At 63.4% G+C, this 26,682-nt stretch carries 19 protein-coding genes; 6 read left to right on the forward strand and 13 right to left on the reverse strand.

All coding sequences use genetic code 11. The annotated features are described in order from the left end of the window. Nucleotides 1–509 precede the first annotated feature (509 nt). Nucleotides 510–1,208, forward strand: a complete 699-nt coding sequence (locus M1D40_RS13025; RefSeq protein WP_461169091.1) for a glycosyltransferase family 2 protein — start codon at nucleotides 510–512, stop codon at nucleotides 1,206–1,208. Nucleotides 1,209–1,210: 2 nt separating this feature from the next. After that, nucleotides 1,211–1,621: a DUF2304 domain-containing protein gene (locus M1D40_RS13030; protein ID WP_461169092.1), complete on the forward strand. Its 411-nt coding sequence runs from the start codon at nucleotides 1,211–1,213 to the stop codon at nucleotides 1,619–1,621. Nucleotides 1,622–1,703: 82 nt separating this feature from the next. Here M1D40_RS13030 and rfbA read toward each other — a convergent pair whose 3' ends face one another. Beyond that, a complete protein-coding gene (gene rfbA / locus M1D40_RS13035) occupies nucleotides 1,704–2,585 on the reverse strand; it encodes a glucose-1-phosphate thymidylyltransferase RfbA (protein ID WP_461169093.1) in 882 nt (293 codons plus the stop codon). Between the two features lie 56 nt (nucleotides 2,586–2,641). Between rfbA and rfbB the strand changes: the two genes are divergently transcribed. Both rfbB and M1D40_RS13045 read left to right on the forward strand, forming a co-directional pair. Then, the gene (rfbB, locus tag M1D40_RS13040) at nucleotides 2,642–3,640 is read left to right on the forward strand and encodes a dTDP-glucose 4,6-dehydratase (RefSeq protein ID WP_461169094.1); all 999 of its coding nucleotides are present in this window, start codon (nucleotides 2,642–2,644) and stop codon (nucleotides 3,638–3,640) included. Beyond that, nucleotides 3,637–5,082: a sugar nucleotide-binding protein gene (locus M1D40_RS13045; protein WP_461169095.1), complete on the forward strand. Its 1,446-nt coding sequence runs from the start codon at nucleotides 3,637–3,639 to the stop codon at nucleotides 5,080–5,082. The genes rfbB and M1D40_RS13045 overlap by 4 nt, the downstream gene beginning before the upstream one ends. A 116-nt stretch (nucleotides 5,083–5,198) precedes the next feature. On the opposite strand, the gene M1D40_RS13050 is transcribed toward M1D40_RS13045, so the two are convergent. Genes M1D40_RS13050 through M1D40_RS13065 form a run of 4 tightly spaced genes read right to left on the reverse strand, consistent with a single transcriptional unit; the run spans nucleotide 5,199 to nucleotide 10,860 of the window. Then, on the reverse strand, nucleotides 5,199–7,169 hold the full coding sequence (locus M1D40_RS13050; protein ID WP_461169096.1) for a DUF7657 domain-containing protein: 1,971 nt from the start codon (nucleotides 7,167–7,169) through the stop codon (nucleotides 5,199–5,201). A 42-nt stretch (nucleotides 7,170–7,211) separates the two neighbouring features. Next, entirely contained in the window at nucleotides 7,212–8,069 is an 858-nt protein-coding gene (locus M1D40_RS13055) for a glycosyltransferase family 2 protein (RefSeq protein ID WP_461169097.1), read from the reverse strand. Next, nucleotides 8,066–8,584, reverse strand: coding sequence for a GtrA family protein (locus tag M1D40_RS13060; protein WP_461169098.1), 519 nt, complete (start codon nucleotides 8,582–8,584; stop codon nucleotides 8,066–8,068). Before M1D40_RS13060 ends, M1D40_RS13055 begins: the two co-directional genes overlap by 4 nt. Continuing rightward, nucleotides 8,581–10,860 (reverse strand): hypothetical protein, encoded by a 2,280-nt coding sequence (locus M1D40_RS13065; protein WP_461169099.1) that lies wholly within the window; start codon nucleotides 10,858–10,860, stop codon nucleotides 8,581–8,583. The genes M1D40_RS13060 and M1D40_RS13065 overlap by 4 nt, the downstream gene beginning before the upstream one ends. A 167-nt stretch (nucleotides 10,861–11,027) precedes the next feature. Here M1D40_RS13065 and M1D40_RS13070 point away from each other — a divergent pair, with 167 nt between their 5' ends. Continuing rightward, complete coding sequence (locus tag M1D40_RS13070) at nucleotides 11,028–12,041, forward strand: glycosyltransferase family 2 protein (RefSeq protein WP_461169100.1); 1,014 nt, start codon at nucleotides 11,028–11,030, stop codon at nucleotides 12,039–12,041. A 66-nt stretch (nucleotides 12,042–12,107) separates the two neighbouring features. Here M1D40_RS13070 and M1D40_RS13075 read toward each other — a convergent pair whose 3' ends face one another. The 6 genes from M1D40_RS13075 to M1D40_RS13100 all read right to left on the reverse strand — a co-directional run bounded on the left by M1D40_RS13075 (nucleotide 12,108) and on the right by M1D40_RS13100 (nucleotide 19,748). After that, nucleotides 12,108–12,833, reverse strand: coding sequence for an ABC transporter ATP-binding protein (locus M1D40_RS13075; RefSeq protein ID WP_461169101.1), 726 nt, complete (start codon nucleotides 12,831–12,833; stop codon nucleotides 12,108–12,110). 2 nt (nucleotides 12,834–12,835) lie between these two features. Continuing rightward, the gene (locus M1D40_RS13080; protein WP_461169102.1) at nucleotides 12,836–13,705 is read right to left on the reverse strand and encodes an ABC transporter permease; all 870 of its coding nucleotides are present in this window, start codon (nucleotides 13,703–13,705) and stop codon (nucleotides 12,836–12,838) included. A 2-nt stretch (nucleotides 13,706–13,707) separates the two neighbouring features. Next, the gene (locus tag M1D40_RS13085; protein ID WP_461171062.1) at nucleotides 13,708–15,624 is read right to left on the reverse strand and encodes a glycosyltransferase; all 1,917 of its coding nucleotides are present in this window, start codon (nucleotides 15,622–15,624) and stop codon (nucleotides 13,708–13,710) included. Between the two features lie 92 nt (nucleotides 15,625–15,716). Further along, complete coding sequence (gene glf, locus M1D40_RS13090) at nucleotides 15,717–16,904, reverse strand: UDP-galactopyranose mutase (protein ID WP_461169103.1); 1,188 nt, start codon at nucleotides 16,902–16,904, stop codon at nucleotides 15,717–15,719. Between the two features lie 96 nt (nucleotides 16,905–17,000). After that, on the reverse strand, nucleotides 17,001–19,049 hold the full coding sequence (locus tag M1D40_RS13095; RefSeq protein WP_461169104.1) for an acyltransferase family protein: 2,049 nt from the start codon (nucleotides 19,047–19,049) through the stop codon (nucleotides 17,001–17,003). A 261-nt stretch (nucleotides 19,050–19,310) separates the two neighbouring features. Further along, on the reverse strand, nucleotides 19,311–19,748 hold the full coding sequence (locus tag M1D40_RS13100; protein ID WP_341393563.1) for a hypothetical protein: 438 nt from the start codon (nucleotides 19,746–19,748) through the stop codon (nucleotides 19,311–19,313). A gap of 247 nt (nucleotides 19,749–19,995) precedes the next feature. On the opposite strand from M1D40_RS13100, the gene M1D40_RS13105 reads away from it, so the two are divergent. Beyond that, nucleotides 19,996–20,244 (forward strand): WhiB family transcriptional regulator, encoded by a 249-nt coding sequence (locus tag M1D40_RS13105; RefSeq protein ID WP_104052537.1) that lies wholly within the window; start codon nucleotides 19,996–19,998, stop codon nucleotides 20,242–20,244. 81 nt (nucleotides 20,245–20,325) lie between these two features. Here M1D40_RS13105 and M1D40_RS13110 read toward each other — a convergent pair whose 3' ends face one another. Both M1D40_RS13110 and M1D40_RS13115 read right to left on the reverse strand, forming a co-directional pair. Next, nucleotides 20,326–21,807: a sensor histidine kinase gene (locus tag M1D40_RS13110; RefSeq protein ID WP_341393562.1), complete on the reverse strand. Its 1,482-nt coding sequence runs from the start codon at nucleotides 21,805–21,807 to the stop codon at nucleotides 20,326–20,328. Between the two features lie 22 nt (nucleotides 21,808–21,829). Next, on the reverse strand, nucleotides 21,830–26,671 hold the full coding sequence (locus tag M1D40_RS13115; RefSeq protein WP_461169105.1) for an NAD-glutamate dehydrogenase: 4,842 nt from the start codon (nucleotides 26,669–26,671) through the stop codon (nucleotides 21,830–21,832). Between the last annotated feature and the right edge of the window lie 11 nt (nucleotides 26,672–26,682).

Consider the following 26,682-nt stretch of genomic DNA (forward strand, 5'->3'; position numbering starts at 1 on the left):
GCTGACGAAGGGCCAGACCCTCTGCTTTTTCCATGGGACATGGACGGACTCAGCTCCTGATGCCAATAACGGGACCTGCAAGGTCGATGGATCCGCTTCCCCCGCGCCCTAGTGCCCCCGCAGTGGGTGCAACACCCGGTGCCGCGTGCGGAAGGGTCGGCTACGATGTTAGCACCATGTGCAATTCCGGGAAGTAGCAGGTCCACGCCGTCGCCTCGAAGTCGGGTGGAACAAGTGACCAGGCGGAGGCGGTCCGCCCGGCTGAACCGTCGGTTCCCCCGAGCCGACCGCCCTTGAACACTGCAGGCCCCCCGCTTTGGCAACCAGGATTGAACTGGATAAGATGGGCTGTTGTGCGCGGTAGTTGTGACCGCCGCAGCGGTACTGTTGTCCCGTATCCTTAAACTGGGGCCATCCGGCCCCGGTACACGTGACGAGCTGCCAACAAGGATAAGGATCCAGAGACCACTCCCATGCTCCTGCCGGACCCGCCCAAGCTACTCGTAATCATGCCTGCCTGGAATGAAGGGGAGACCGTCGGCAACACCGTTCGGGAAGTCCTCGGCCTGGGTAAGGGATACGACGTCATGGTAGTCGACGACGGTTCCACCGACGATACCGCCCGGCTGGCACGGGAGGCCGGCGCGGCGGTGCTCAGGCTCCCGTTCAACCTGGGAGTCGGCGGGGCCATGCGGGCCGGGTTCAAGTACGCCAGGGCCAATGGGTACCAGAGCGTCATCCAAGTCGATTCCGACGGGCAGCACGATCCGCAGGACATCGAACGCGTGGTTCAGGGGCTGGAGTCAGCTGATATTTCGATTGGTGCCCGTTTCGCTGAAGAAGGCGATTACAAGGTCTCGGGCCCGAGGAAATGGGCGATGAACTTCCTAGCCGCCGTCATTTCCCGGCTGGCCAAGACCAAGCTGACGGACGTCACCTCGGGTTTTCGCGCCGGAAACATCAAGGCCATCAACCAATACATCGACCATTACCCGGCCGAGTACCTCGGCGACACCATCGATTCCTTGGTGGTGGCAGTTCGTTCCGGCTGCTCGGTCACCCAGGTGCCGGTCAGCATGCGCGTGCGGCAGGGCGGGGTACCGAGCCACAATCCGGCCAAGTCGGCAATCTACCTGCTTCGTTCCGTATTCGCCTTGCTGCTTGCGTTAACCCGCCGCAAGTCACGGGTCTCGTCAGATAAGGCATGAACATGGCTGTCCTCGCTGCGTTTGTATTTTCCCTCGTGATGGTCATGCTGGTGCTGATTATGCTCCGGCGCAAGAAACTCCGTGAAAAGTATGCGGTCCTGTGGCTCTTGGTCGGCGGAGGGGCATTGGTTCTCGCGGGCTGGCCTCAACTCCTGGCATTGATATCCGGCTGGCTGGGCGTGCAGGTTCCCTCCAACCTGCTCTTCGCCATGAGCATCGTCCTGCTGATGGGAGTAGCCCTGCATCTTTCTTGGGAACTCTCAGTGGTCGAGGATGAAACCCGAATCCTTGCCGAGGAGGTGGCCATCCTGGAGTCCGCACTGATCGAACTCAGGGCAGAAGTCCGGGAAATTGGCTCCCCCGGCAGCGATGCCGGCGCCGCCCATGCGGCACGGCCTCCACAGCAGATCTAGCTGCTCAACAGACAAACAGGAAGCGCCCGGCCGGAAAATCCCGGCCTGGCGCTTCTTTCAATTCCGGGAGCTGCCGGGGGGGCTATCGCCCGCTCTGCGTACCTTGCTCCAGGAGACCCAGAAGATACTGGCCGTAGCCGCTCTTCACCAGTGCCTCGGCGCGGTGGCGCAGCCCCTCGTCGGAAAGGAATCCCTGCCGCCAGGCCGTCTCTTCGGGAGCCCCGATCTTCAGACCCTGCCGGCTTTCGACTGTCCGCACGAAGTTGGAGGCGTCGTTGAGCGAGTCGAACGTCCCGGTGTCCAGCCAGGCCGTGCCGCGCGGGAGGACCTCCACGTGCAGGCGGTTCTGCTCCAGGTAGACACGGTTCACATCTGTGATTTCAAGTTCTCCGCGGGGCGAAGGCTTCAGGTCCCGGGCGATAGTCACAACGTCGTTGCCGTAGAAATACAGCCCAGGAACGGCGTAGCTGCTCCGGGGGTTCTCCGGTTTCTCCTCGAGCGAGACTGCGCGGCCGTCCGCCGCAAATTCCACAACACCGTAGGCCCGCGGGTCTGAAACCCAGTATCCGAAGATGGAACCGCCATCGATGTCCGCGAACCGCTTGAGTTGGGCGCCCATGCCCTGCCCATAGAAGATGTTGTCGCCGAGGACCAGGGCAACGCTCTCGTCACCGATGTGCTCGGCCCCGATGATGAAGGCCTGGGCCAGGCCGTCGGGTGATTCCTGCCTGGCGTAGGTGAGGTTAACGCCGAATTGGGAGCCGTCGCCGAGGAGCCGTTGGAACTGCTCGTAGTCATGCGGCGTGGTGATGATCAGGATGTCGCGGATCCCGGCAAGGATCAGCGTGGACAGCGGATAGTAAATCATCGGCTTGTCATAGACGGGCACCAGCTGCTTGCTGATGCCTAGCGTAATGGGGTGAAGCCTGGATCCGGTCCCGCCGGCAAGTATGATTCCGCGCATATGGCCATCTTCGCCGCTGCCGGAGCCGCGGAGCAAATCCGGTATTCTTGGGGACTATGAAGCGGATACTTGTCACCGGCGGCGCCGGGTTCATCGGATCAAATTTTGTCCACTATGCACTTGCAGAGACGGACGCCCATGTCACCGTTATTGACAAGCTCACTTACGCTGGAAACCTCGATTCCCTTGCCGGCCTTCCGGCTGATCGTTTTAGATTCGTCCAGGGCGACATAACCGACCAGGCCCTGGTGGAAGAGCTGACCGGAACGTGCGATGCCGTGGTCCACTACGCAGCCGAATCGCACAACGACAATTCCCTTCACGATCCGCGCCCGTTCCTCGACACCAACATAATCGGTACCTACACGCTGATTCAGGCTGCGCGAAAGTATGGCAAGCGTTTCCACCACATCTCCACCGACGAGGTCTACGGCGACCTGGAGATTGATGACCCCGCCCGCTTCACCGAGAACACCCCGTACAACCCGTCCAGCCCCTATTCCTCCACGAAGGCAGGGTCGGACCTGCTGGTGCGTGCGTGGGTGCGGTCCTTCGGGCTGCAGGCGACCATCAGCAACTGCTCCAACAACTACGGCCCCTACCAGCATGTCGAGAAGTTCATTCCCCGCCAGATCACCAATGTGATCGACGGCGTGCGCCCGAAGCTGTACGGCGCCGGTGAGAACGTGCGCGACTGGATCCATGCGGATGATCATTCCTCAGCTGTGCTGACGATCCTGGAACACGGAAGAATCGGCGAAACGTACCTCATCGGCGCCGACGGAGAAAAGACCAACAGAGAAGTAGTTGAACTCATCCTGGAGCACATGGGACGGGACCGGAACGATTACGAGCATGTGACGGACCGGCCCGGGCACGACCTGCGGTATGCCATCGACTCCACCAAACTGCGGACCGAGCTGGGCTGGATGCCGCGCTTCTCCAGCTTTGAAAAAGGTCTAAACAGCACCATCAAGTGGTACCTGGACAACGAAGCGTGGTGGCGCTCGCGCAAGGCCGAGACCGAAGCCCGCTACCTGGAGCAGGGCCAGTGAGCCGCTCCGCCGACACCGCCGATTTGTTCTCCAAGGATCTGGCGTCCCATCCCACCCCTATTCCCGGCGTCGTCCTCTTCGACATCCCCGTCCACGGCGACAACCGGGGATGGTTCAAGGAAAACTGGCAGCGGAGCAAGATGGCATCGCTGGGGCTGCCCGATTTCGGTCCGGTCCAGAACAATATTTCCTTCAACGAGACTGCCGGCACCACCCGGGGCATCCATGCCGAACCATGGGACAAGTTCATCTCGGTGGCAACCGGGCGGGTCTTCGGCGCTTGGGTGGACCTTAGGGAGGGCCCGACCTTCGGCACCACCTTCCACCATGTGCTGGATCCGTCCCAGGCCATCTTCATTCCCCGGGGCGTAGGCAATGCCTTCCAGACGTTGGAGGACGGAACGGTTTACGCCTATCTGGTTAACGACCACTGGAGTGCCGACGCGCAGCAGGAATACACCTTCCTGAACCTGGCTGATCCCACCGCGGCAATTCCCTGGCCTATTCCGCTGGATCAGGCTGAGACCTCCGCCAAGGACAAGGCCCATCCCTACCTTCCCGAGGTCACGCCCATGCCCGGAAAGCGGCTGCTGGTGCTGGGCGCCGGCGGACAGCTGGGGTCAGCGCTGAAGGCCTGCTTTGCCGATCACGGCAACGCCGTGTTCGCCACCAGGGCTGAGTTTGATCTTGCCGATCCAGCCGCCAGCGAGGCGATCAACTGGCCGGAGTACGACGTCGTCATCAATGCTGCGGCGTACACCGCCGTGGATGACGCGCAGACCCCGGAGGGCCGGACGGCTGCCTGGGAAGTCAATGCGACGGCCGTGGCCCGGCTGGCCCGGGTTGCTGCCCGGCACCGCCTGACCCTGGTCCATGTCTCTAGTGACTACGTGTTTGACGGGAGCCTCGAGCGCTATACCGAAGAAACGCCGGTGTCGCCGCTGGGGGTCTACGGGCAGAGCAAGGCCGCCGGCGATGCGGCGGCGTCCACCGTCCCGCGGCACTACAGCATCCGTACCAGCTGGGTGATCGGCGAAGGCAGCAACTTCGTGCGGACCATGGCTTCGCTGGCTGCCCGGGGTGTGGCACCGAGCGTCGTCAATGACCAGATAGGACGCCTCACCTTCGCCGAGGACATTGCCGCCGGCATCAGGCACCTGCTGGAGACCGGGGCAGCCTACGGTACCTACAACCTCACCAATGAGGGGGAACCCGTTTCGTGGGCCGACGTCGCCGCCGAGGTTTACCGGCTCACCGGTGCGGATCCTGAATCCGTCACGGGCGTCAGCACGGCCGAGTATTTCGCCTCGAAGCCGGACGCCGCCCCCCGGCCGCGGAACAGCGTTCTGGACCTGGCCAAGATCAAAGCAGCCGGTTTCACTCCGCGCCCGGCGGGACAGGCGCTGGCCGCCTATCTCAGCGGTGCTTCCGCGGGCAAGTAACCCGCCGGACCCGGGTCCGAAAACCCCGTGCTCGGGACCCCGGATTCTAAAACAAGGATGCCCGTACCTCGCCAGGTACGGGCATCCTTGTTTTTCGCGCCGGTTTCCGCGTCAGCTTAGTCCCTGACTACCTCGTACACATAGACGGGGCTGCCGGCCCATTCCATCGTCGAGTCGGCCTGCAGACACTCCCCCGTCAGCTCGGTGCTGGAGGCGATGTGGCCCAGTTCAGGCATGGCCTCCGCAAGGACGCACGGATCAATAGCGACAAAGGTCAGGTCAAAGCCGTCAGTGCTGATTTCCGTCTCTTCGCCGGGGGCGGCCCAGCCGAACGGCACGTAGCCGCCGCCGCGGTTCCAGGCTTCTTCGAACTTGTTCTCGGGATCGATGCGCTGCCACATCTCCATGTCCGGGCCGGACCGCTGCAAACCGGAGAGCGTCGGCACACCGTTTGCCAGGCTGACCGTATCGAACGGAACCACGTTGGAGGCCCACAGCGTCCCCCCTGCGCGTGCTTCGACGCCCTCCTCGTGCAGTTGCTTGGCTGTCTCGGAGGTCCGAAGGTCACCCAGCCCGAATATCACGGGATTAGCCTGATAGACCGGAAGGGCTGCCAGGAGCAAGGTCAGGACCACAGACCAGCTGCGGCCGGGCCAGCGGGTAAGAACGGCGACCACCAGAGCAACAGCGGCCCCGGCACCCGCGACGACCAGGAAGCGCATGTCCGGCAGGTACTCGGCCTGAACCTGGGAGGCCGCGTAAACAGTGACGGCCCCTGAGAGAGCAGCGGCAACGATGGCGGTTGTCCACCGCTGGGGGCCCATGATTGACAGAAACAGGCAAAGCGCAATGATGCCTAGGATGCCCACCACTTGCGCGGCGCGGACCGACGGCACGAGGTTGAGCAGGGGAATCTTCTCCCCCAGGTTGCCCAGGTCCACGAGGCACCACCCGAGCCAGACAACTCCGAACGCAAGCACGGTCCAGGCAGCGATGCCCTTCCGCAGGGACGGAACCAGCCGGGCCCCTGCCAGCACGACGGCGATCCAGATGAAGGCGACAGTGAAGGAGGTGGACAGCTCACTGGCGTTGGCCTGGATCGGTACTGCACCATTCTGCAGCGGTGACAGCGCGGGGGCGCCGAACAGCAGGCTGAACGGCTGTGCTTCAGCGGACGACCGGCGGGCACCGGGGTACACAGTGTTCAGCAGTGCGTTCAGTCCCTCGGAGTTTTCCACCAGGATGCCGATTCCGAAGACGACGGCGGTGAGTCCGGTCAACAGGACAGGCCTGATCCGGCTCCACCAGGATCCGGCGCAGGTGAGGATCCAGAGCGTGGAGGCTGCCAGCACGGGCAGTCCGAGCACCAGGGACCAGGGTGTGTAGAAGGAGGGCATCCCGGCGATCAGGATTCCGCCGACGAGCCCCGCCAGGGCGCCGGTCACCCGCCGGCCGCGGTTGAAGCGGTGGTAGGCCGAGATCATCAGACTAGCCCCGGTAAGCGTGTAGGCAATCAGCGCCACGGGCATCATCGACCACCACGCAACAGCGGGCGAGAGGGCAATCAGGCCCGCCGCCAGCCAGCCCATACGCCGGGATCCGCCTACCTGTTCCATCCATTTGGGCATCATGAGCAGCAGCAGCAGTACCGGCAGCCACCAGTGGGCCGCAAACACACTGGCATCCGGAAGGAATCCGGCCAGCTTCAGGAGCCCGGAATCGAAGAATACGAATGACTCGAAAAAGCCGCCGGAGGTGAACCGGTGGACCAGGTCCGCCCGTGCCCCCAGTGCGCTCAGAGTGGGGGCGCCGCCGGTAGCCATGACCGAAAGCGCGATCGGGGTATAAGCGTTGTATTCGTCCGACCGGATCCAGTTCGAGAGCCCCCACATTGTGCCGAGGGGGTCCTCCGGATCCTGCCGCAGGTGGGCCATTCCGATGGAGGAAGTTGTGGCGCCGAGCAGGACCATCAGTACGTAGGCGGCGATGACGGCAACCCGGAGGGCGTTATCGCCCGTCCGGAGCCGCTGCAGGACGTACTGCAGCACAGCACCTGCCCGGTTGGCGGTGCGTGTTGACTTCAACATTGGTTTTTGCGACCATTCCGCGGGCTGATGCCCGCTGTTTGACTAGGTGGTGCTGGCGACGACGTTTTCCTTGCCCATCCGGCGGCGCAGGCCAAGGTACACCAGCCGGCGTGCATAGGCGTTGGCCAGGGCCAGGGCGTTGCCGCGGCGCACATCTGCCGGAGAGACCGCTTCCGGGTGGGCGGCCAGAATGGCCTTGTGGAGCCCGGCTGCCTGCTCTGCCTGGGCTGCGGCCAGCCGCACGCTCCACTGGCTGGCGCTGATGCGGAAGCTCGCCAGTGTCTGCGGGACGGCCACGAGGTCACCGGAACGCAGCACGCGGACGTACGCCGTCTCGTCGATCATGTAGGGGAAGGAGTCGTCCCACCAGCCCTGCGCCAGGACCTCCCGCTTGAGCAGCACCGCGGCCGGTTCGCCGAAGATGTTGGTGCCGCTGCGGACGGTGGCGCGGACGGCCTCCGGGCCACTGACCAGCCCGTCAAGTCCGGCGAGGCCGCGGGACCCGATGACCGGAGCGCCGTGCGCGTCAACGATGGCGCGCTTGCTGGCGACCATTACGGCGCTGGGGTGCGCCTGCGCCGCCGCCATCTGGACCTCGAGAGCGTCGGGGGAGATGAGGTCATCACCGCAGACGAGCTTGATCCACTCCCCCGTGGCATGCTGGCTCACCCGGTTCCAGTTGGCCTTGGCTCCTCCACCGTGCGGGGTGGGGCTCAGGACACGGATCCTGGGGTCCCCGGAGAAGGAGTCGATGACGCCCGCCGTCCCATCCACGGAGCTGTGGTCGGCGATGACAATTTCGAAGTCCGAGTACGTCTGTGCCGTAACAGAATCCAGTGTCGCCGCCAGGTAGGCGGCATTGTTGTAGGCCGGTATGACAATGGAAACTTGGGGATTCATGCCTCGTCCTCTTTCTGGGAAACGGTGCCCTGCACGGGTTCGGTTTCCTGGGATGGTTTGCGCTTGAACGAAAAGTACTTGTGGCCGAAATAGTTAATGAAGACGGTGGCGCACGTGATCACTATCTGGGCCGGAATGCGTGGCGCTCCCAGCAGATCCGACGATACGTAAAGCAGCACCATGTTCACCAGCAGGGCGGTGAGGTTCACCAGCGCGAACCTGCCCAGGTCCGTCAGCACATGCCCCGAGACCCGGAAGACCAGCTTCCGGTAGACAAAGAAGACGGCCACCAGAGAGATCAGCCAAGCAGTCCCCAGGACCACGAATGAGGGAACGTTCTTGCCGAAGAGCAGGTCCAGCGCCACGAACAGCGCTGTGCTGAACACGGTGTTGATGCCGCCAACCAGCAGGAAGGCCACCTTTTCCGTCTTGATCAGCCGCAGCAGCGGACCGGGCGGGCCGGAGATGACTCCGTGGGGCCTCTCCTGGAACGGAGGTTCGTCTTCGGGGTTCAACGGGTCACCGTTCCGGTCCGGTCAGCTGCGCCGACTCGGTTCCTGTTCCGTTTCAGCGACTGCACCAGGTGCAGGACAGACCAGAGCAGGCCCAGCCCGATTGCCGTGTAGATTAGGACCACCAGCACCGGCCAGGCCGGAGGCTCAAAGGTGATGCGGATGTCCTGCCCCTCGCTGTCGGCGGGTATGTTGACGGTCAGCAGGTAACCGCGGAGCGGATCTGCGACGGTTGCTCCTTCAGCATCGTAACCGGGCCAGGCCAGGCGACTCATGACAACTTCGCCGCCGCCGTCGGACACTTCCTCAACGTGCAGGACCAGTTCCTGGCTGGTATCCGAAACCGTGGTTACGCGGGTCCCGGGAGTTGCCCAGACCGCTTCGCCGTTGTTCTCCAGAGGTTCAGCCCGGACCCAGGTCAGAGCATCGTCGGTGCGTTCAACTTCAACCCAGCCCTCGGGCAGGACCCGTGCGTCCAAGCTTTCGCCCGTCTGGTCGGATGCCTCGCGCAGGATCTGCACCGTGTCGATGGAGAGCAGATCAACCAGAAGCATCCCGGTCTCCTCGTCCAGTGTGAACAGGCTGTCCGCTGCGTTCTGGCAGCTCCCTCCGTGGCTGTTCATGCACAGATCCTCGGAGTACTTTGCAAACATGATGGGGCTGTAGAGGTTGTGAGTGGGAACATCGCTCAGGTACCAGGCGTTGGATGCCAGAGTCTCGTCCCAGATGCCCGGTCCGAGCTGGTCGGGGTACCCCACGACAAAGGCCATGCCTTCCGCTTCAGAGAGCGGGTCGGCGTATTCCTCAGGCGATTCAGGATAGTGGAAATCAGGTAGGGGCGATGCCCAAAAGTAATGCTTCTGCCCGACGGCCGTGACCAGGCACACGAGGATCATTCCGCCGGCGGCTGCGCGGACACCCCACACCCGGACCAGTTTATGCGGTGCGTACAGGACCACCAAGACAGCAATCAGGCCCACAACCGCGACGGATGCAAGGACGAAGTGGATCCGTCCGGTGGTCGGATTCTGGCTCCAGGCCAGGTACATGCCGGCCGCGTACAGCACGAACACTGCGACAATCCGGCCGGCGGTGAGTCGGCGGACGCGGAAGCGCGAAAGCAGGACAGCCAGCAGGACAAGAAGGGTCAGCGCGACGTACGGGACAAGACGGATCGGGAAGCGAAGCGGACCGAGGTCGCTGGGGGCAAGCGTCAGCATCAGCGACACGACGCCCACAGTGAGGATCGCCGAGAGTGCCGGCCAGGCTCCCCTGATGCGATGTGCGCTGATCAGGGCTGCAAGCGGCAGGAACCAGGCGATGTAAAGGACGGGCACCGGTGCGAATAAACCCCACCAGCCGCTCACCTGGGGCAGCGCGCTGGCGACGGCAGAACTCGCCAACCCGGTCAGGTCCGTGCCAAGCCACCCGGTGTTCTGAATGTCCGAGGCCCGGGCAGTCACGTCGGCGGTAAGTACGCCGGGGAGGTAAACGGTCAGGGCGACCATGCCCATGATCACGCCGGAAACGATCAGAGGAACCGCACGCGCCTTGTTACGGCACACCAGCACCTCAATCAGCAGTCCCAGGAAAACGACCACAAGCATCATGGTTCCATGCACGTAACCGGTGGTTATGAGCAGATAGGAGAAGATCAGGGCCGGAGCGGGGTTGCGTCCTTTCGTGACAATCCGGTGCAGCCCCCACCAGGCCCAGGGAAGCAGCGCGAAAACCATGAGGCCCGTGACCCAGGAGGCGCCGTCAAAGTATGTGGTGAAGCCGGTGAGGGTGACAGCCACCCCGGCCACCGATGCCCAGGGCGCCGAGGACCCGTAGCTGCGGGCCAGCAGGAAGGTTCCCAGCGCGAGCAGCAGCACCAGCACGATTTTGAGGATCGTCGAGAACAGCACGGCATCGGTGATCACCGTTGAAAGGAACCCGATGAGCATGATCAGGGGGCTCCAGAGCCCCCACTGTCCTTCTGCCGCATAGTTGCCTGCAGCCCAGGCCTCCTCGTTGAACAGCCACCATTCGCCGCGCCGCAGGCTCTCCCCGATTTCCACCCAGATCCCGTAGGCTCCGGCTTGGGTGTCGTCGTAGAAGTAGAAGCGAGGATTGCGGATCAGCGGGATGAGGGAACCGAGCAGCGCCGCTACTACCGTTATGACCCCCCACAACGCCGATTCTTTGCGCTGCTCCCGCGGCCCGTTAACCGACTCCTGCGTCTCTTCCGAGGTGAGAGGAGCAGTGCCCTCGGCCCGCTGGCTGACTGTCGTCATACGATTGCTGTCCGTTCTACGCATACGTGCCTCGTCGGAGGTTGCCCTCACTGAGGCCTTAGCAATTCTAGCCCATGGTGCGGCCGGGCCCCACGGCGGTGAGGCGGGCTATTACAGCTAACATTGGTATGGTCGCTAGGTGTTCATAGCCTACTAGGAGTCCCGTCTTGAGCCATAAAGTGCTGTCCGTTGTTGTGCCCATGTACAACGAGGAGGCCGTCCTAAATCAGCTGGTATCCCGTTTGCGTCCCGTGTTGGACGGGTTGGGCGTCCCCTACGAGGTCGTCGCCGTCGACGACGGCAGCAAGGACGCCACAGCAACCATGGTGCAGCAGATGCGCGGCGAATGGCCCGAGCTGCGGCTCATCCGTCTGATGCGCAACAGCGGCCATCAGGCGGCCATCACCGCCGGAATGAGCGGGGCGGTTGGGGACTATGTAGTCACCATCGACGCCGATCTGCAGGATCCGCCCGAAGCCATTGAGGAAATGCTGGAGAAGGCGCAGGCGGAAGAAGTCGACGTCGTTTACGGCGTCCGGAGCGACCGGTCCACTGACTCCGTCTTTAAGCGGCAGACGGCGGCGCTGTACTACTGGCTGATGCGGCGCGTAGCGGGACCTCACGTTCCGTCGAACGCCGGCGACTTCCGTCTGGTCAGCCGCCGCGTGCTGGAAGCAATAAACAAGCTTCCCGAAGAGGGACGCGTCTATCGCCTGATCATCCCCTGGTTCGGGTTCCCGAGCACCAATGTCTACTACCAGAGGGACAAGCGCGCCGCCGGGACTTCTAAGTACCCGCTGGGCAAGATGATCCTGCTGACAACGGAGAGTATTGTCACATTCTCCGGCGGACCGCTCCGGTTCGCAACGTGGCTTGGCGTTTTGAGCGCCCTGCTTTGCGTCCTGGTGGGCGTATTTGTCATTGTGGGCGTTTTCACGGGCCAAACGGTTCCCGGCTGGGCCTCGACCGTGTTGGTGGTGGGCGGCATCGGCGCCATCCAGCTGTTCTGCCTCGGCATCCTGGGCGAATACATTGGCCGCATTTTCGCAGGGACCCTTCGCCGCCCGCTGTACCTGGTGGGCTACGACAGCATGCGCGCTGATGATTCGGCCTCCGCACCGGGCCATACCGGCTTCACCGAGGCAAACGGAATCAGCGACACCACTGGCGAGGACATTTAGCAGGACACAGGCGGAAAGGGTCAGCTCCCGTTCGTTAGCTGACCCTCCCTCCCCTGGCACTAGGCGCTAGGAGCGCAGGCGTGCGACGACGTCGTTGACCGGGCCGTCCATAACAACCTGACCGTGTTCAAGCAGGATGCCGCGCTCGCAAATCTTGGCGACCAGGTCCAGGTCGTGGCTGACGACGACGAGGGTCTTGCCTTCTTCCGCCAGCTCGCGGATCTTGGCGATGCACTTTTTCTGGAACGGCTCGTCACCAACCGCCAAGATCTCGTCAACGAGGAACACCTCGGGGTCGGTGTGGACCGCGACGGAAAACGCTAGGCGCAGGTACATGCCCGAGGAGTAGAACTTCACCTCGGTGTCGATGAACTGTCCGATTTCAGAGAACTCGACGATGGAATCGAACTTCGCGTTAATCTCTTCCTCGGACATTCCCAGGATGGCACCGTTGAGGAAGACGTTGTCGCGGCCGCTGAGGTCCGGATGGAACCCTGCGCCCACCTCGATGAGGCCGGCGACCCGGCCTCGCGTACCCACGGAGCCAGAGTCCGGAAGCATGACGCCGGAAATCTGCTTGAGCAGCGTAGATTTTCCCGAGCCGTTCAGCCCCAGCAGGGCCACGGATTCGCCCTGCTTCACTTCCAGGGAAATGTCCTTCAAGGCGAAGAACTTTTCCGAGAGGTCGCCTTTGCGTCCCTTGACGAACCAAACGAAGGCTTCCTTGATGGACCGGGTGTGGCGAAGAACGAATTCCTTCGACACGTTGTGCACTTCAATTGCTGTGGACACGGCTAGAGCTCCTGAGCGAAGCGGCCTTCCAGCCGCCTGAAGGTGAATTGCCCCAAGATCAGGACGAGAACTGAGGTGAGCAGGGCCACGGGCATCCAGAGCATGAGGAGCGACGGCGGGGTCTCGGCTATCGCTGCCGCGTCATCCCAGCCGGTGGTTGGAAGCCAGAAAGCGTGGTGGAAGAGTTCCACAGCGGTTGTCAGCGGATTCATCTGGTAGATGGTCAGCGCCGTCGGGCCCAGTGAATCGCGGACCATCTGCCAGTGATAGAGCACCGGAGACGCCCATGTGGCGATCATGAGGAGCATGTCCACGAAGTTTTCGGAGTCGCGGAAGTACACGTTGACGGCGCCGAAGAACAGGCCGAGACCGGTCGCCAGCAGTGCAACGATCACAAAGCCGATGACGGCGGCTCCGATTTCCGAGAGCCCCGGATGCCAGCCGGTGATGAGCGCAGCGGCCAAGAGGATCAGCAGCTGCGGCAAGAAATGCACTGCCGACACCCACACCGACGCGACCGGAAACAGTTCGCGGGGCAGGTAAATCTTCTTGATCAGGCCGCCGTTGCCGACAATCGAGCGTGACGCGTTCCCAAGCGCCTCACTGAAGAAGTTGATCAGGATGATGCCCGAGAAGAGGTAGATGGGAAAATTGGGCGTGGTCTCGTTCAACCCGAGGAAGACTCCCAGAGCAAACCAGAAGACTAGGAACTGCACCCCCGGCTTGACGTAGGACCACAGCAGGCCCAGCACCGATCCACGGTAGCGGACCTTGAGCTCCTTGGAAACGAGAAGCTTCAGCAGGTACCGGGACCGCAGCACGTCACGCAGTCCACCCCCGGAGCCGGGGGTGACCAGTTCACCAGTAGACAAGCTTATTTTCTCTCTTCCGAGTGCTTTTCGAATGTCGCTTTCCAAGCCTCCATGGACGTGATCTCCGGCAGGGCCTTACGGTACTTCTGGCTCAGCTTCTGCCAGTCCTTCAGGATCTCCGCGTTCAGGCGGGTACCTTCAGCCAGCAGTGACCGCAGCTTCCGGGGGTCACGCTGGTACCAGGAGGCAGCCGTGCCATCGGCATTGGTGACAACGGCGCTGTCGTACTGGGACATGCGCCACCACCGGTTATCAATGTGCGCCACGCGGGCCTGCGGTCGCTCGGTGCTGGCCTTGGCCACGGGCTTGGTCAGCTGGCGCACGATTGTCTTGGCGGCCCAAGGCACCAAAGTGACGTAGGACGGAGCTTTGAACCCCTGCCCGTGGCGTGGCGGCTTGCCCATGCCGGGGCGCGGGAACGCCTCCGGATCGGCCTTGAACTGTGCTTCGGAGAACTCATCCCGCATAGCCTGGATGGCTGGGAGCCGGGACGGCAGAATTTCATGCAGCTGTTCGGGTCCTGCAATCAGGTCCTTGAGCGCCATGACGCGCCCTTGAGCTGTGAAGTACTGCATCGAGATCAGGTGCTTGATGTCAATGAAGCTGCCTTCACGCACCACCCGGCCGCCGCGGGGGTAAGGACTGTGCAGCAGCGCCGTGATAATGCGGTTCCGGCTGTGGAAGTAGGCCTGCCAGTCGACGGCGTCGTCTTTGTCGGCCCAGGTGATGTGCCAGACTGCCGAACCGGGCAGGGACACGGTGTTGTAGCCGGCGGCCTTAGCACGAAGGCCGTATTCGGCGTCGTCCCACTTTATGAACACCGGTAGGGATAGGCCGATGTTGCGGATGATTTCAGTGGGGATCATGCACATCCACCAGCCGTTGTAGTCCACATCGACCCGCCGGTGCATCCAGGAGGTGGTGCGCAGGTTGGTGCGGGCGAAGTCATGCCCCAGGACCTGTTCCTTGAAGGGGTGATCCGGCTGGAAGCGGAAGAGGTTTACGGTCTCGCCAAAGGTGTGCAGGACCGAGCGGTTGTAGAGGTCGAACATGTGGGCGCCGACAATGGTCGGGGTCTTGCAGTGATCCGCGAAGGTGAGCATGCGGGTGATGCTCTCCGGCTCCATGACGATGTCGTCATCGAGCAGGAGTGCGTAATCACTGCCGTTTTCTACGGCTTCGTACATACCGCGGGCAAAACCACCGGATCCGCCTAGGTTGCCCTGGTGGATCATACGAAGCTTGCCCCCGAGCGCCGCCTTTGCCTCGTCGAAACCTTCGGCGTCCACCAGCTTCTTGGTTCCCTGGTCAACGATTAGTACTTCAGCCACGTTTTCCAGTGCCTCGGGGTTGTCTGCCAGGATCTTCAGGTTGTTGAGGCAGAACTCATTCTTATTCAGCGTGGTGATTTCCAGCGTGATGGAACCGGGCTTCTTGGCCTCTCCCGGAGCAAGCCAGCCGGCGTTGACCAGGGCCATGGGTTCGGCCCCGGCCACTAGGTCAAACCAGTACCAGCCTCCGTCGCCGAAGGGCTTGAGCGTCAGGTCGATGTCAGTGACAGTGTCACCATTCACGCGTCGGGTCTCCACATGCTGCAGCGACCCGCGGGCGTTGGACTTGTAGACGCTGATGACACCGGCGCCCTTGGTTTCGACATGGAGCCGGACGGACTCGACGTCCGTCCAGCGGCGCCAATAGCTCGCCGGGAACGCGTTGAAGTAGGTGCCGAAGGACAACCTCTGCCCAGGACGGGCGATCGTGGAGGTGCGCGAGAGGAAGTCCTCGACGTGCACCTCGCCGCCGGCCGCAACCGCCTCGGTGTTCTTGGTGGAGGTTGACTCCATCATCGAGCCGTCCATGGTGTTGAACTGGGCGCCCATTGCTGATCCGCTGTCAACGTACAGCAGGGCTGTATCCATCTGGCTCTGATCAGGGAAAATAATCCGCTGCAGAGTGTGCCACTGGGCTGATTCCCCGGATACACCCTGTTTTTCTTCGGTCTTCAGCTGGCTCACGCGTCCACTCCTCCGCTTTCAAGCTTTGCCCCGCCGGTGAAGTGGGGCTTGATCTTATTGTCGTACATCGACAAGGCCGATCCGATCGCCATGTGCATGTCAAGGTACTTGTAGGTGCCGAGGCGGCCGCCGAACAGCACCGACTTTTCGCCCTTGGCCAGGTCGCGGTAGGCCAGCAGCTTTGCGCGGTCCTCAGCGGTGTTGACGGGGTAGTAGGGCTCATCGCCCTTCTCCGCGAACCGGGAGTATTCGCGCATGATGACCGTTGCATCCTTGGTGTAGTTCCGCTCCGGGTGGAAGTGGCGGAACTCATGGATTCTGGTGTAAGGAACGTCTGCGTCCGGGTAGTTCATGACGGAGGTGCCCTGGAAGTCTTCCACGGGCAGGACCTCTTCCTTGAGGTCGATGGTCCGCCAGGCCAGGTTGCCCTCCGCGTAGTCGAAGTAGCGGTCCACTGCCCCGGTGTAAACGACCGGCACCTGGCCCAGAGTCGAGTTGCGGGAGAATTCGTGGCCTTCGTCGAAGAAGTCCGTCTTCAGGTGCAGCTGGATGTTCGGGTGATCGGCCATTCGCTCGATCCACGCGGTGTAGCCGTCCTTGGGCAGGCCTTCATAGGTGTCGTTGAAGTACCGGTTGTCATAGGTATAGCGGACAGGCAGCCGGGATACGATCTCCGCGGGCAGATCCTTGGGGTCCGTCTGCCACTGCTTGCCGGTGTAGTGCTTAATGAAAGCCTCATAGAGGGGACGCCCAATCAGCTGGATGCCCTTGTCGTTGAGGTTGGCCGGATCGGTGCCCGCCAGTTCCCCGGCCTGCTCCTGGATGAGTGCGCGGGCTTCCGCAGGGCCCATCGAGGACCGGAAGAACTGGTTGATGGTTCCCAGGTTGATGGGCATCGGGTACACCTCGCCCTTGTGGCTCGTGTAAACCTTATGCACGTAGTTGGTGAACTCGGTGAACCGGTTGACATACTCCCACACCCGCTCGTTGGAGGTGTGGAACAGGTGCGCCCCGTAACGGTGCACTTCGATACCGGTCTGGGGTTCGTTCTCACTGTAGGCGTTGCCGCCAATATGGTGGCGGCGGTCCAGCACTGCGACCTTCAGGCCCAGTTCCTTGGCAGCCCGTTCGGCTACGGTGAGGCCGAAAAAGCCCGACCCGACGACGACGAGGTCAACGTTCACTTGATTCTCCTGATTGTTTCGGTGCGGCCTAGCGGGCACGTACCCGACGGTCTAGGTTATCTGACATTCCGCCCCGGGGCATTTTTACTCCCAGGCCTATATGCCGTTCGTCCGGCTCGCGGGGCCGATGGCCTCGTCAAACTGCTCGGCAAATACCCCGGATAAAGTGCGAAGGTAACTTGCGGTCAGATGGTTGTTGTCCATATAAACGACGATGTTTCCGATGACCGGCTCGCAGAAGCCCTGGGGACAGAGGTAATCCGTAAAATCGAGATGGGACAGTCCCTGAACCGGGGGAAGTTCCTCGGCCGGATTAACCTCGTTGAAGACTGAACCCGACTCGATGCCGCACTGCGACGGGTCCGCCGCGTTCTGTTCCAGACACTCGGGAACCAGCTCCCTCATGCGCGGGGTGTCCCGGATGGCAACCACCTTGATTCCCGCGTCGGTCAACGCAGTGACCATGTCCAGCCAGCTTTCGTCCATATACTCCTCGCCGTCCAGCACGGTACGGGAGGACGTTGTCACCACCACGTCCGGCCGCATCTGCAGGACTTCATCCATCCGGTCCCTGTTGAATTCCAGACACGCGGCGGAGGCCGTACCCGGGTCGGTGGTCAGCGGGCAGTAGCCCTTTAGGAAAGCGGTCAGTTCCCATCCCCGCTCCTGAACCATCTCCAGCAGCGGAGTAGCCCACACCTTGGCGTGGGAGCTGCCCATGAGCACGATCTCTAGGCCGTCGCTTGCTGTACTTCCGGTCTCGCAGCGGCTTTCAAGGGTTACCGGATCTTCAATGCACTTGGGCGTAAATGCGGGCCACTCATCACCGGTCTTGGGAAGCGTGCTGACATCCGGGTCGGACTTGTCTTGAAATCCGGGCATCAGCACCGCGGCGCCGGGATAGTTGCGGTCCGCTTCTGCAGCCAGCCGTTCGGACTGCAGTTTCAGTCCCTGCTGCCATCCGGCGAGCGGAGCCGCGACTACGGCTAAGCAGACCGCTATGACCACTGCAGCGCGGCGGGAGTCCCGGTTGACCCATTCCGAGGATCGCAGGGGACGCTCCACCAGTTTGGTCGTGAGGTACGCCAGGACCAGTGAAAGGGCGATGATCGCGGTACCGCCGACCGGCCCGACTTCCTCTCGCCCGCGCCAGATCAAGTAGATCACCAGCACCGGCCAATGCCACAGGTACAGGGCATACGACATATCCCCCAGCCGCATCAGGGGCTTCCAGGACAACAAGCGGTCGGCGCCAAAGCGGCTGCCGGTCTGGCCGGCAGCGATGACCAGCGATGCTGCAGCCAGGGGCCACAGGGCAACGTAACCCGGGAACTGGCCCTGCACATCCAGCAGGAAGCCAACGCTGAACATGATGGCCAGACCTGCCCAGCCGATGATGATCCGGAGGCTCCGGGGAAGTCTCAGGTATGGAAGGGCCAGGGCAAGCAGGGTGCCCAGGGCAAACTCCCAGAGCCTGGTTCGGGTATCGAAGTATGCGTGCGCCTGGTTCCCGTAGGTTTCCAGCACGGAATAGGTCAGGGAACCGGCGAACAGGGCGCCGAAAACCACCAGCACGACCCAACGGAAGGAGATCCGGGTAGCCCGGGCCAGGAACGCCGAAGCCGCGAACAACAGCGGCCAGAGAATAAAGACCTGTCCCTGGATCGAGAGGGACCAAAAGTGCTGCAGCGGGCTCGCGGTGCTGTGATCAACAGCATAGTAATCCACAGAGTCAGCGGCCAGCACCCAGTTCTGGAAATACAGGAGAGAGGACCAGCTCTGCGAGAGGATTTCGGTCCATCGGCTCTGCGGTACAAACAGCGCCGCAGCGATCAGCGTGCCGATCAGCACCACCGCCACCGGGGGAAGCAGCCGCTTAAACTGGCGCAGCCAGTAGCGCCCTAGGTCCAGCGGCAGCCCGGATTCGACCTTGCGCACAAAGGACAGCGTCAGCAGGAAAGCGGAGATGAGGAGGAAAACGTCCACTCCGCCCGACACCCGGCCAAACCAGATGTGGTAGGTCACTACCATGAGCACGGCAAGCGCCCGCAGGCCCTGCACTTCCGGCCGGTAACGGGATTGCCGTGCCGCCGCCGGAAGGCCGTTGGCGGAGGGCCCGGGGGCATCCGTTTGCAGCTGAGTCACAAAGACCTCTCATTGGAACAGGAATTTAGCCATAGACTCTACCCTCACGAGCTTGGGGCAACGGGATACCGGGGCTCGGGGCAGTGGCGGCCCGCAAGCACCGGCGCGGCCCGGTTTCAATCTTAACGGCCTGCCGCACCCCTGTTTTACGGCGGACATTGCACGCCCCGCAGCCCGGAGGTCCGGCTACCGCTGCACCGGACGCGGAGCATTGGTGTGGCAAAGCAAACACGCGAAACCAGAGCACGACGGGAAAAACGGCTAGAACGCCTTGGGGTCGCCCGAGATTTTGCTGGTGTGGTCAAGCACCGGCCGGGTAAACAGCAGCAGGAGCACTGCCGCAGCCGGCAGCAGCAGGAGCAGGCCCGTCAGGATCACTCCGCCCTGGAGGGTCGGCACGGCGATCACCACCGCGAAAAGCTGGAAGACCAGCGTGCCGGCCCGGGTCCAGCGGTATCCGCGGAAGAAGAAGTGGCCGAGGGCCAGCAGCCAAATGCCGGCAGCCGCGATCAGGACCGTCGTGAAGACGGCGCCTCCCATGGAGACCGGCGCAACGGTGAGGAGGTTGTACACGTACCAGCCGGCCACACCCAGCAGGGCAAGGGCTTCCAGGACCAGAACGGCGGAGATTATGAAAACTGCCGGCGGACGCGGGGCCGGATGACCGGCGCCCGGGTGCGGCTCTTGGGGTCTTGACACACTGGCACACTACCGGAGATAGTCGGAGGACGCCCAAGTCCCCGGTCCCCCACCCGGGGCGCTGTGATGCATCCCTCATGGTCTGGCGCAAAGTAAGAGCATATTAACCCTTGTCTGGGTTTCCTTATCGTGGAATCCTAGTAGTTGGGGAAATCAGGGGCCGGAGCTGGCCCCTTTCGTTTGCAGTTGCTCGTGAATGTTTTCACAAACACGTGGGAGTCAACTATTAGAGGAGATTGTGATTAGCATGGATTGGCGGAGCCGCGCAGCGTGTCTGGACAAAGATCCGGAGCTGTTCTTTCCTGTGGGCAACACCGGCCCGGCTCTTCTTCAGATCGAAGAAGCCAAGAGTGTGTGCCGCCGATGCCCGGTTATGGATACCTGCCTCCAGTGGGCTATCGAAACCGGCCAGGACGCAGGCGTCTGGGGCGGTATGAGCGAAGACGAGCGCCGCGCGCTGAAGCGCCGTGCCGCACGTGCACGTCGCGCGTCCTAGGGACGTACTACCTGCGGACATTTGTCCGGAAGACTTTGAAAGGGCCGCTGCTTCACGCAGCGGCCCTTGGTTTTTAACCGGTCAGCTCCTGCGGGATTCGGCGTCCAGGCCCATCTCAATGCGCACCTCGGTGCCGCCGCCGGGCCTGGAGGACCATTCGATGGTTCCGTCCAGCTCGCTTTGAACCAGGGTTCGGACGATCTGCAGCCCCAGCCCTTCCCGGCGCGGTCCCGGCGGCAGGCCCACGCCGTCGTCGGCGATCGTTACCGTCAGGATTTCCTCGGCATCCGGACCCATTTGCCGGGCCGCGCTGAGCCACACGGTTCCCTGGCGTTCGGAGAGCCCGTGCTCGACGGCGTTTGTCACCAGTTCGTTGATCACCAGTGCCAGCGGCGTCGCGAAGTCGCTCGGAAGCTCGCCGAAGGATCCTTCTTTCTCGGTGCGGACCCGCTGGGTGGGCGAGGCCACCTCGGCTGCCAGCCGGAACTGCCGGTCAATGAGCTCGTCAAAGTTCACATTCTGCGTCAACCCCTGCGAGAGCGTCTCATGGACCAGGGCGATGGTGGAGACACGGCGCATGGCCTGCGCCAGACCCTGTTTGCCTTCTTCGCTCTCCATGCGCCGGGACTGCATGCGCAGCAGGGCCGCCACTGTCTGCAGGTTGTTCTTGACCCGGTGGTGGATCTCACGGATCGTCGCGTCCTTGGACACCAGTTCCATTTCGCGGCGGCGGAGTTCGGAAACGTCCCGGCACAGCACCAGCGCCCCGAACCGCTCCTTTTCGTCCCGCAGCGGTATGGCCCGCAGGGACAGGCTGACACCGCGGGACTCGATCTCCGTGCGCCACGGCATGCGGCCGGTCACCACCAGGGGCAGCGTCTCGTCCACCATGCGGCGGTCCTTCAGCAGCGCCGTCGTGATTTCCGCGAGGGAACGTCCCTCCAGGGTCTCCATGTCCCCCAGGCGTCGGAACGCGGAGACCCCGTTGGGAGAGGCATACTGCACGACGCCGTCGGCGTCCATCCGGATTAACCCGTCGCCGACGCGCGGTGCACCCCGGCGCGAGCCGGTGGGCGTCGCGAAGTCCGGCCACAGCCCGAGGGTTCCCATCCGCAGCAGGTCGTAGGCGCACTGCCGGTAGGTCAGCTCCAGCCGCGAGGGCATGCGCGATGAAGACAGGTCCATGTGGCTGGTGACCACGGCCAGCGTGCGGCCGTTGCGGACAAACGGGATGGCCTCCACCCGCATGGCCGTTTCCGAGGTCCAGTCAGTTTCACTGGAACGCTCGATGACCTGGCTGGCCCTGGCCTTGTCCACCAGCGGCTGCAGGTCCGCACGGATCCGCTCCCCGACGAAGTCACTGTGAAAAACAGTGTGCGACGTCGAGGGGCGGGCGTGCGCGAGTGCCACGTAGCTTCCGTCTGGCAGCGGAAACCAGAGCGCCAGGTCGGCGAAGGCCAGGTCGGCGACCAGCTGCCAGTCGCCGACCAGGAGGTGCAGCCACTCCGCATCCCCCGGTCCAAAATCGGCATGTTCCTTGATGGGATCGGTAAATATGGCCACAGTCTCTTTTTCTTAGTTGTTTCTAGCGTCGAACGATGGAGCGCAGCAGCCGCAGGGCAACCGAGAGGGAAGCCATGTCGTCGTGCTCGAGCTTATTGACATCGTCGAACATCACCCGGGCACGTTCCAAATTGTCGGCATTCTCCTCGGCCCACAGGTCCACCCGCTTCAGCGGATCCTCCCCCGCCTGTCCGGCCGTTGCCTTCAGGGCAGCCACGGTCATGTCTGCCACGGTGGAGTACAGGTCGTCACGCAGCGCCGCCCGGGCCAGCGCCTGCCAGCGGTCCCCCCGGGGCAGCTTGGTGATGCGCTCCAGCAGGTCATCAACGCCGAACCGCTCGTAGAGGACAAAGTAAACGCCGGCAATGTTCGCCGCCGGTTCTTCCACCCGCTTGGCCGCCAGGAGCGCGATGTCCAGAAGCCCGAAGCTCTCGAACATTTCCGCCCAGTAGGTGCCCAGGTCCTCGGGAAGCTGCCATTCGCCGGCCCGTTTCAGGGCCGCCTGGAACCGTTCCCGGTCCGCTCCCTGCAGGTAGTCCAGCAGGTTTGCGCGCAGCGGGCCGATGACCGGCTTGAAGGCCGCGATGTCCTCGTCGATGGTGCTGCCGCGCCCCACGTGATTGATGAACCAGCGTACGGCCCGGTCCAGCAGCCGGCGCATGTCCAGGTGGATGGTGGTCCACTTCTGCGTGGAGAAGCTCGCCGGAAGTCCGTTGAGGACCTCGATGACGCCGTCGATCTCGTAGATTTCCCGGAGGGCGGTGAACGCCCTCGCCACCATGGACTCGGTGGCTGAGGTCTCTTCGATCACGCGGAACGCGAAGGTGATCCCGCCGATGTTGATGATGTCGTTGGCCACCATCGTGGAGATGATCTCGCGGCGCAGCGGATGGGTGTCGAGCTGGTCGTCAAACCGCTCCACCAGCTGCTTCGGGAAGTACCGGCGCAGTGTGCCGGCGAAGTAGGGATCGTCCGCCAGGTCGGAGTTGGTCAGGGCCTTGGTCAGTTCAATCTTGGCGTAGGCAGCCAGCACCGAAAGCTCCGGGGAGGTGAGGCCTTCGCCGGCTGCCACCCGTGCCCGCAGCTCGGCGTTGGTCGGCAGGGCTTCTAGCTCGCGGTTCAGGTCCGCGTGCTTCTCGAGCCAGTCCATCAGCCGCTCAAAGCTGGGGCTCCACTCGACGACATGCCGGCGGTCGTTGAGCAGGAGCATGTTCTGGTCCTTGTTGTCCTGCAGGACCAGGCGGCCGACTTCATCGGTCATGGAATGCAGGAACTCGGAACGCTCGGCCGGGTCGAGGCGGCCTGCGGCCACCATCCGGTCCACGAAGATCTTGATGTTGACTTCGTGGTCGGAGCAGTCCACGCCGGCGGAGTTGTCGATCGCGTCGGTGTTAAGGATGACTCCGGCGCGCGCCGCTTCAATGCGTCCGCGCTGCGTCATGCCCAGGTTTCCGCCTTCGCCGATGACCTTGACCCGCAGGTCGCGTCCATCCACGCGGATCGCGTCGTTGGCCTTGTCCCCCACCTCGGTGTTGGTCTCCGTGGATGCCTTCACGTAGGTGCCGATGCCGCCGTTGTAGAGCAGGTCGGCCGGGGCCTTGAGGATGGCCCGCAGCAGATCCGGCGGGCTCATCTTCGTCACCGATTCCTCCAGGCCCAGGACCTCGCGGACCTCCGGGCTCAGCGGAATGCTCTTGGACTGGCGCGGGAACACTCCGCCGCCGGTGCTGATCAGCGAGGCGTCGTAGTCGGCCCAGGAAGACCGGGGCAGTTCGAAGAGCCGGCGCCGCTCCGCATGCGAGGCGGCGGGGTCGGGGTTGGGGTCCAGGAAGATGTGGCGGTGGTCAAACGCCGCCACCAGCTTGATGTGCTCGGAGAGGAGCATCCCGTTGCCGAAGACGTCACCGCTCATGTCACCCACCCCGACGGCGGTGAAGGACTCGGTCTGCGTGTCCACTCCCAGCTCGCTGAAGTGGCGCTTGACCGACTCCCAGGCACCCCGGGCCGTGATGCCCATGGCCTTGTGGTCGTAGCCGACGGAGCCGCCGGAAGCGAAGGCATCGCCGAGCCAGAAGCCGTACTCCGCCGAGAGGGCGTTGGCGATATCGGAGAAGGACGCTGTGCCCTTGTCCGCGGCCACCACGAGGTAGCTGTCCTCGCCGTCGTGGCGCACGACGCGCTGCGGCGGCACCACCTGCTCGACGCCGTCGGAAATCACCAGGTTGTCGGTGATGTCCAGCAGGGCGCGGATGAAGGTGCGGTAGCTTTCCTTGCCCTCTTCCATCCAGGCGCCGCGGTCGGCAGCGGGATCCGGCAGCTGCTTGGCGTAGAAGCCGCCCTTGGCTCCGGTGGGCACGATGACGGCGTTTTTCACCGTCTGTGCCTTCACCAGGCCGAGGATTTCGGTGCGGAAGTCCTCACGCCGGTCGGACCAGCGCAGACCGCCCCGTGCCACCTCGCCGAAGCGCAGGTGGACGCCTTCCACCCGCGGGGAGTAGACCCAGACCTCGTACTTTGGCCGGGGGAAGGGCGCACCCTCGATGACGGCGGTGTTGAGCTTGAAGCTGACGTACGGCTTGTCCTGATAGAAATTAGTCCGCAGGGTGGCGTTGATCAGGTTCGCCACGGTGCGCAGGACCCGGTCGGCGTCCAGGGTGGGTACCTGCTCCAGGCCGGCATCGAGGGCGTTGCGCGCCGCTTCTTCAGCTGCAGTGCGTTCCTCCTCCGACAGGTCCGGGTCGAAACGTGCTTCGAACAGCCCCACCAGGGCCCGTGCGACGTCGGGGTTGCGCCGCAGCGTGCCGGCGACGAAGCCATAGGAATTGGTGTTGCCCAGCTGGCGCATGTACTTGGCGTAGCTGCGCAGGATCACGACCTGGCGCCAGGACAGTCCCAGCTCCATGATGAGCCGGTCGAAGTAGTCCGACTCGCTGGCGCCGGTGGTGGCGGCGCCGAAAGCTTCGGCCAGCAGTGATCCGGTTTTTTCCGGGTCCATGCCCGCGGGGTACTTCAGGCCCAGGTCATAGAGGTGGAAGGTGGTGCCGTCTCCCCTCCTGATTTCGAAGGGACGTTCGTCGAGCACCTCCAGTCCGAGGTTGTGCAGGATGGGCAGGATCTGCGACAGGGAGCGCGGCTGCAGCAGGTAGAGCTTCAGCCGTGCGTCCTCACCGCCGCTGCGCTTGGCAGGTTCCGGAACATAGACAAACAGTTCGGGAGCGGTGTCCGGTGCCGCGGCGCGGGCTTCGAGGCGGGCGATGTCCTCGAGGGCATCTTCCACTTCATAGCTCACCCGGTAGTCGGCGGGGAAAGCTTCGGCCCACAGGGTCGAGAGTCTTCCGGCGGTGTCGCGGCTGAACTTGGAGCGGAGCACCTCGCCGATGCCCTCGCTCCAGGAGCGGGCGGCCTGCACCAGGCGCTGCTCCAGAGCCGAGGCGTCTAGTTCCCCGATCTCGGCGCCGCGCGGAAGGCGGATCCGGAAGAAGATCCGGGCCAGCGCAGACTCGGTGAGCCGGGCCTCAAAGTCGATGGACTCGGCCTTGAACGTTGAGCGCAGCTCGTCCTGGATGCGCAGGCGCACCGAGGTGTTGTACCGGTCCCGCGGCAGGAAGACCAGGGCGGACATGAACCGGCCGTAAACGTCGGGCCTCAGGAACAGCCGGGTCCGGCGCCGCTCCTGCAGCCGGAGGATGCTGCGGGCGGTGTCCAGCAGGGCGTCCACGTCTATCTGGAACAGCTCGTCGCGCGGATAGGTTTCCAGGATGGAGAGCAGGTCCTTGCCCGAGTGTGAATCGGCCGGAAACCCGGCACGCTGCATGACCTCGCGGACCTTGTCCCGCACGATCGGCACGTTGCGGACCGAACCGGTGTAGGCGCCGGTGGAAAACAGGCCGATGAAGCGGCGTTCCCCGTTCACGTTGCCCTGCGCGTCGAAGCGCTTGATGCCGATGTAGTCCAGGTAGGCGGCACGGTGCACGGTAGAGCGTGAGTTTGCCTTGGTGATGACCAGGGCGCGCTTTTCGCGCGCCTTTGCCCTGCCTGCACTGGTCAGGTGCTGGACCCGCCCGGCGCCGGAGGCGCGGCGCAGCAGCCCCAGCCCCTTGTCCTCGCTGACCCGCAGGACGTCTTCCCCGTCTTCATTGATGAGGTCGTATTCGCGGTAGCCCAGGAAGGTGAAGTTGCCGTTGTCCAGCCAGGACAGCAGTTCGCGTGCCTGCTGCACGTCGGGAACCTGTCCGCAGTTCGCCGCGTCCTCGAGGGAGCGTGAAACCTCATGGACCTTGGCGCGCATTGCGGGCCAGTCGGTGACGGCCAGGCGCACGTCCTCCAGGACCTTGCCCAGTCCCCCGATGAGCTCGCGCCGCGCTTCGTCAGGCAGGCGCGCGACCTCGACCGCTATCCAGGATTCAATGCGGGTGGTCTCGTCCTGCCGTCCCAGCAGGGCCGAGAGATTGGGCAGCGCCGCAGTGTCGCCGCTGGAGACCCCTGCGGCCGCCGGGACCCGGTGCACCGCCTGCAGTTCTCCGCTTTCCCGGTCACGGCTGACCAGGAACGTCGGGTGCACAACGAGCCGGATGGCGGCATTCTGCCGAACGATTTCCGCCGTCACGGAGTCCACGAGGAACGGCATGTCGTCGGTGACGATCAGGACAATGCTGGCATCGCCCTGGTCGAAGACGGCTACCGATGCCTGGCCCTCGGCCCGCAGCGAGCCCATCTCGCGGTGGCGCTCGGCCCTTTCACGCAGGGATGAGCGCGGATATCCGTCTGCGTCTTCCCCTGCCAGATGCTCGTAGTAGTTCCCTATAAATTCATCCAGGGAATCGTCGGTACCTGGTAGATCCGGAATACGGGATCCAGACGACATGTAATACGCCT

The organism is Arthrobacter sp. Z1-15 (assembly GCF_054792395.1).

What these genes read in the sequence shown, in the direction of transcription:
- M1D40_RS13025 (WP_461169091.1), top strand. Translation starts at nt 510, where the DNA reads ATGCCTGCCTGGAATGAAGGGGAGACCGTCGGCAACACCGTTCGGGAA.
- M1D40_RS13030 (WP_461169092.1), top strand. Translation starts at nt 1,211, where the DNA reads ATGGCTGTCCTCGCTGCGTTTGTATTTTCCCTCGTGATGGTCATGCTG.
- rfbA (WP_461169093.1), bottom strand. Translation starts at nt 2,585, where the DNA reads ATGCGCGGAATCATACTTGCCGGCGGGACCGGATCCAGGCTTCACCCC.
- rfbB (WP_461169094.1), top strand. Translation starts at nt 2,642, where the DNA reads ATGAAGCGGATACTTGTCACCGGCGGCGCCGGGTTCATCGGATCAAAT.
- M1D40_RS13050 (WP_461169096.1), bottom strand. Translation starts at nt 7,169, where the DNA reads ATGTTGAAGTCAACACGCACCGCCAACCGGGCAGGTGCTGTGCTGCAG.
- M1D40_RS13055 (WP_461169097.1), bottom strand. Translation starts at nt 8,069, where the DNA reads ATGAATCCCCAAGTTTCCATTGTCATACCGGCCTACAACAATGCCGCC.
- M1D40_RS13065 (WP_461169099.1), bottom strand. Translation starts at nt 10,860, where the DNA reads ATGACGACAGTCAGCCAGCGGGCCGAGGGCACTGCTCCTCTCACCTCG.
- M1D40_RS13085 (WP_461171062.1), bottom strand. Translation starts at nt 15,624, where the DNA reads ATGGATACAGCCCTGCTGTACGTTGACAGCGGATCAGCAATGGGCGCC.
- M1D40_RS13105 (WP_104052537.1), top strand. Translation starts at nt 19,996, where the DNA reads ATGGATTGGCGGAGCCGCGCAGCGTGTCTGGACAAAGATCCGGAGCTG.
- M1D40_RS13115 (WP_461169105.1), bottom strand. Translation starts at nt 26,671, where the DNA reads ATGTCGTCTGGATCCCGTATTCCGGATCTACCAGGTACCGACGATTCC.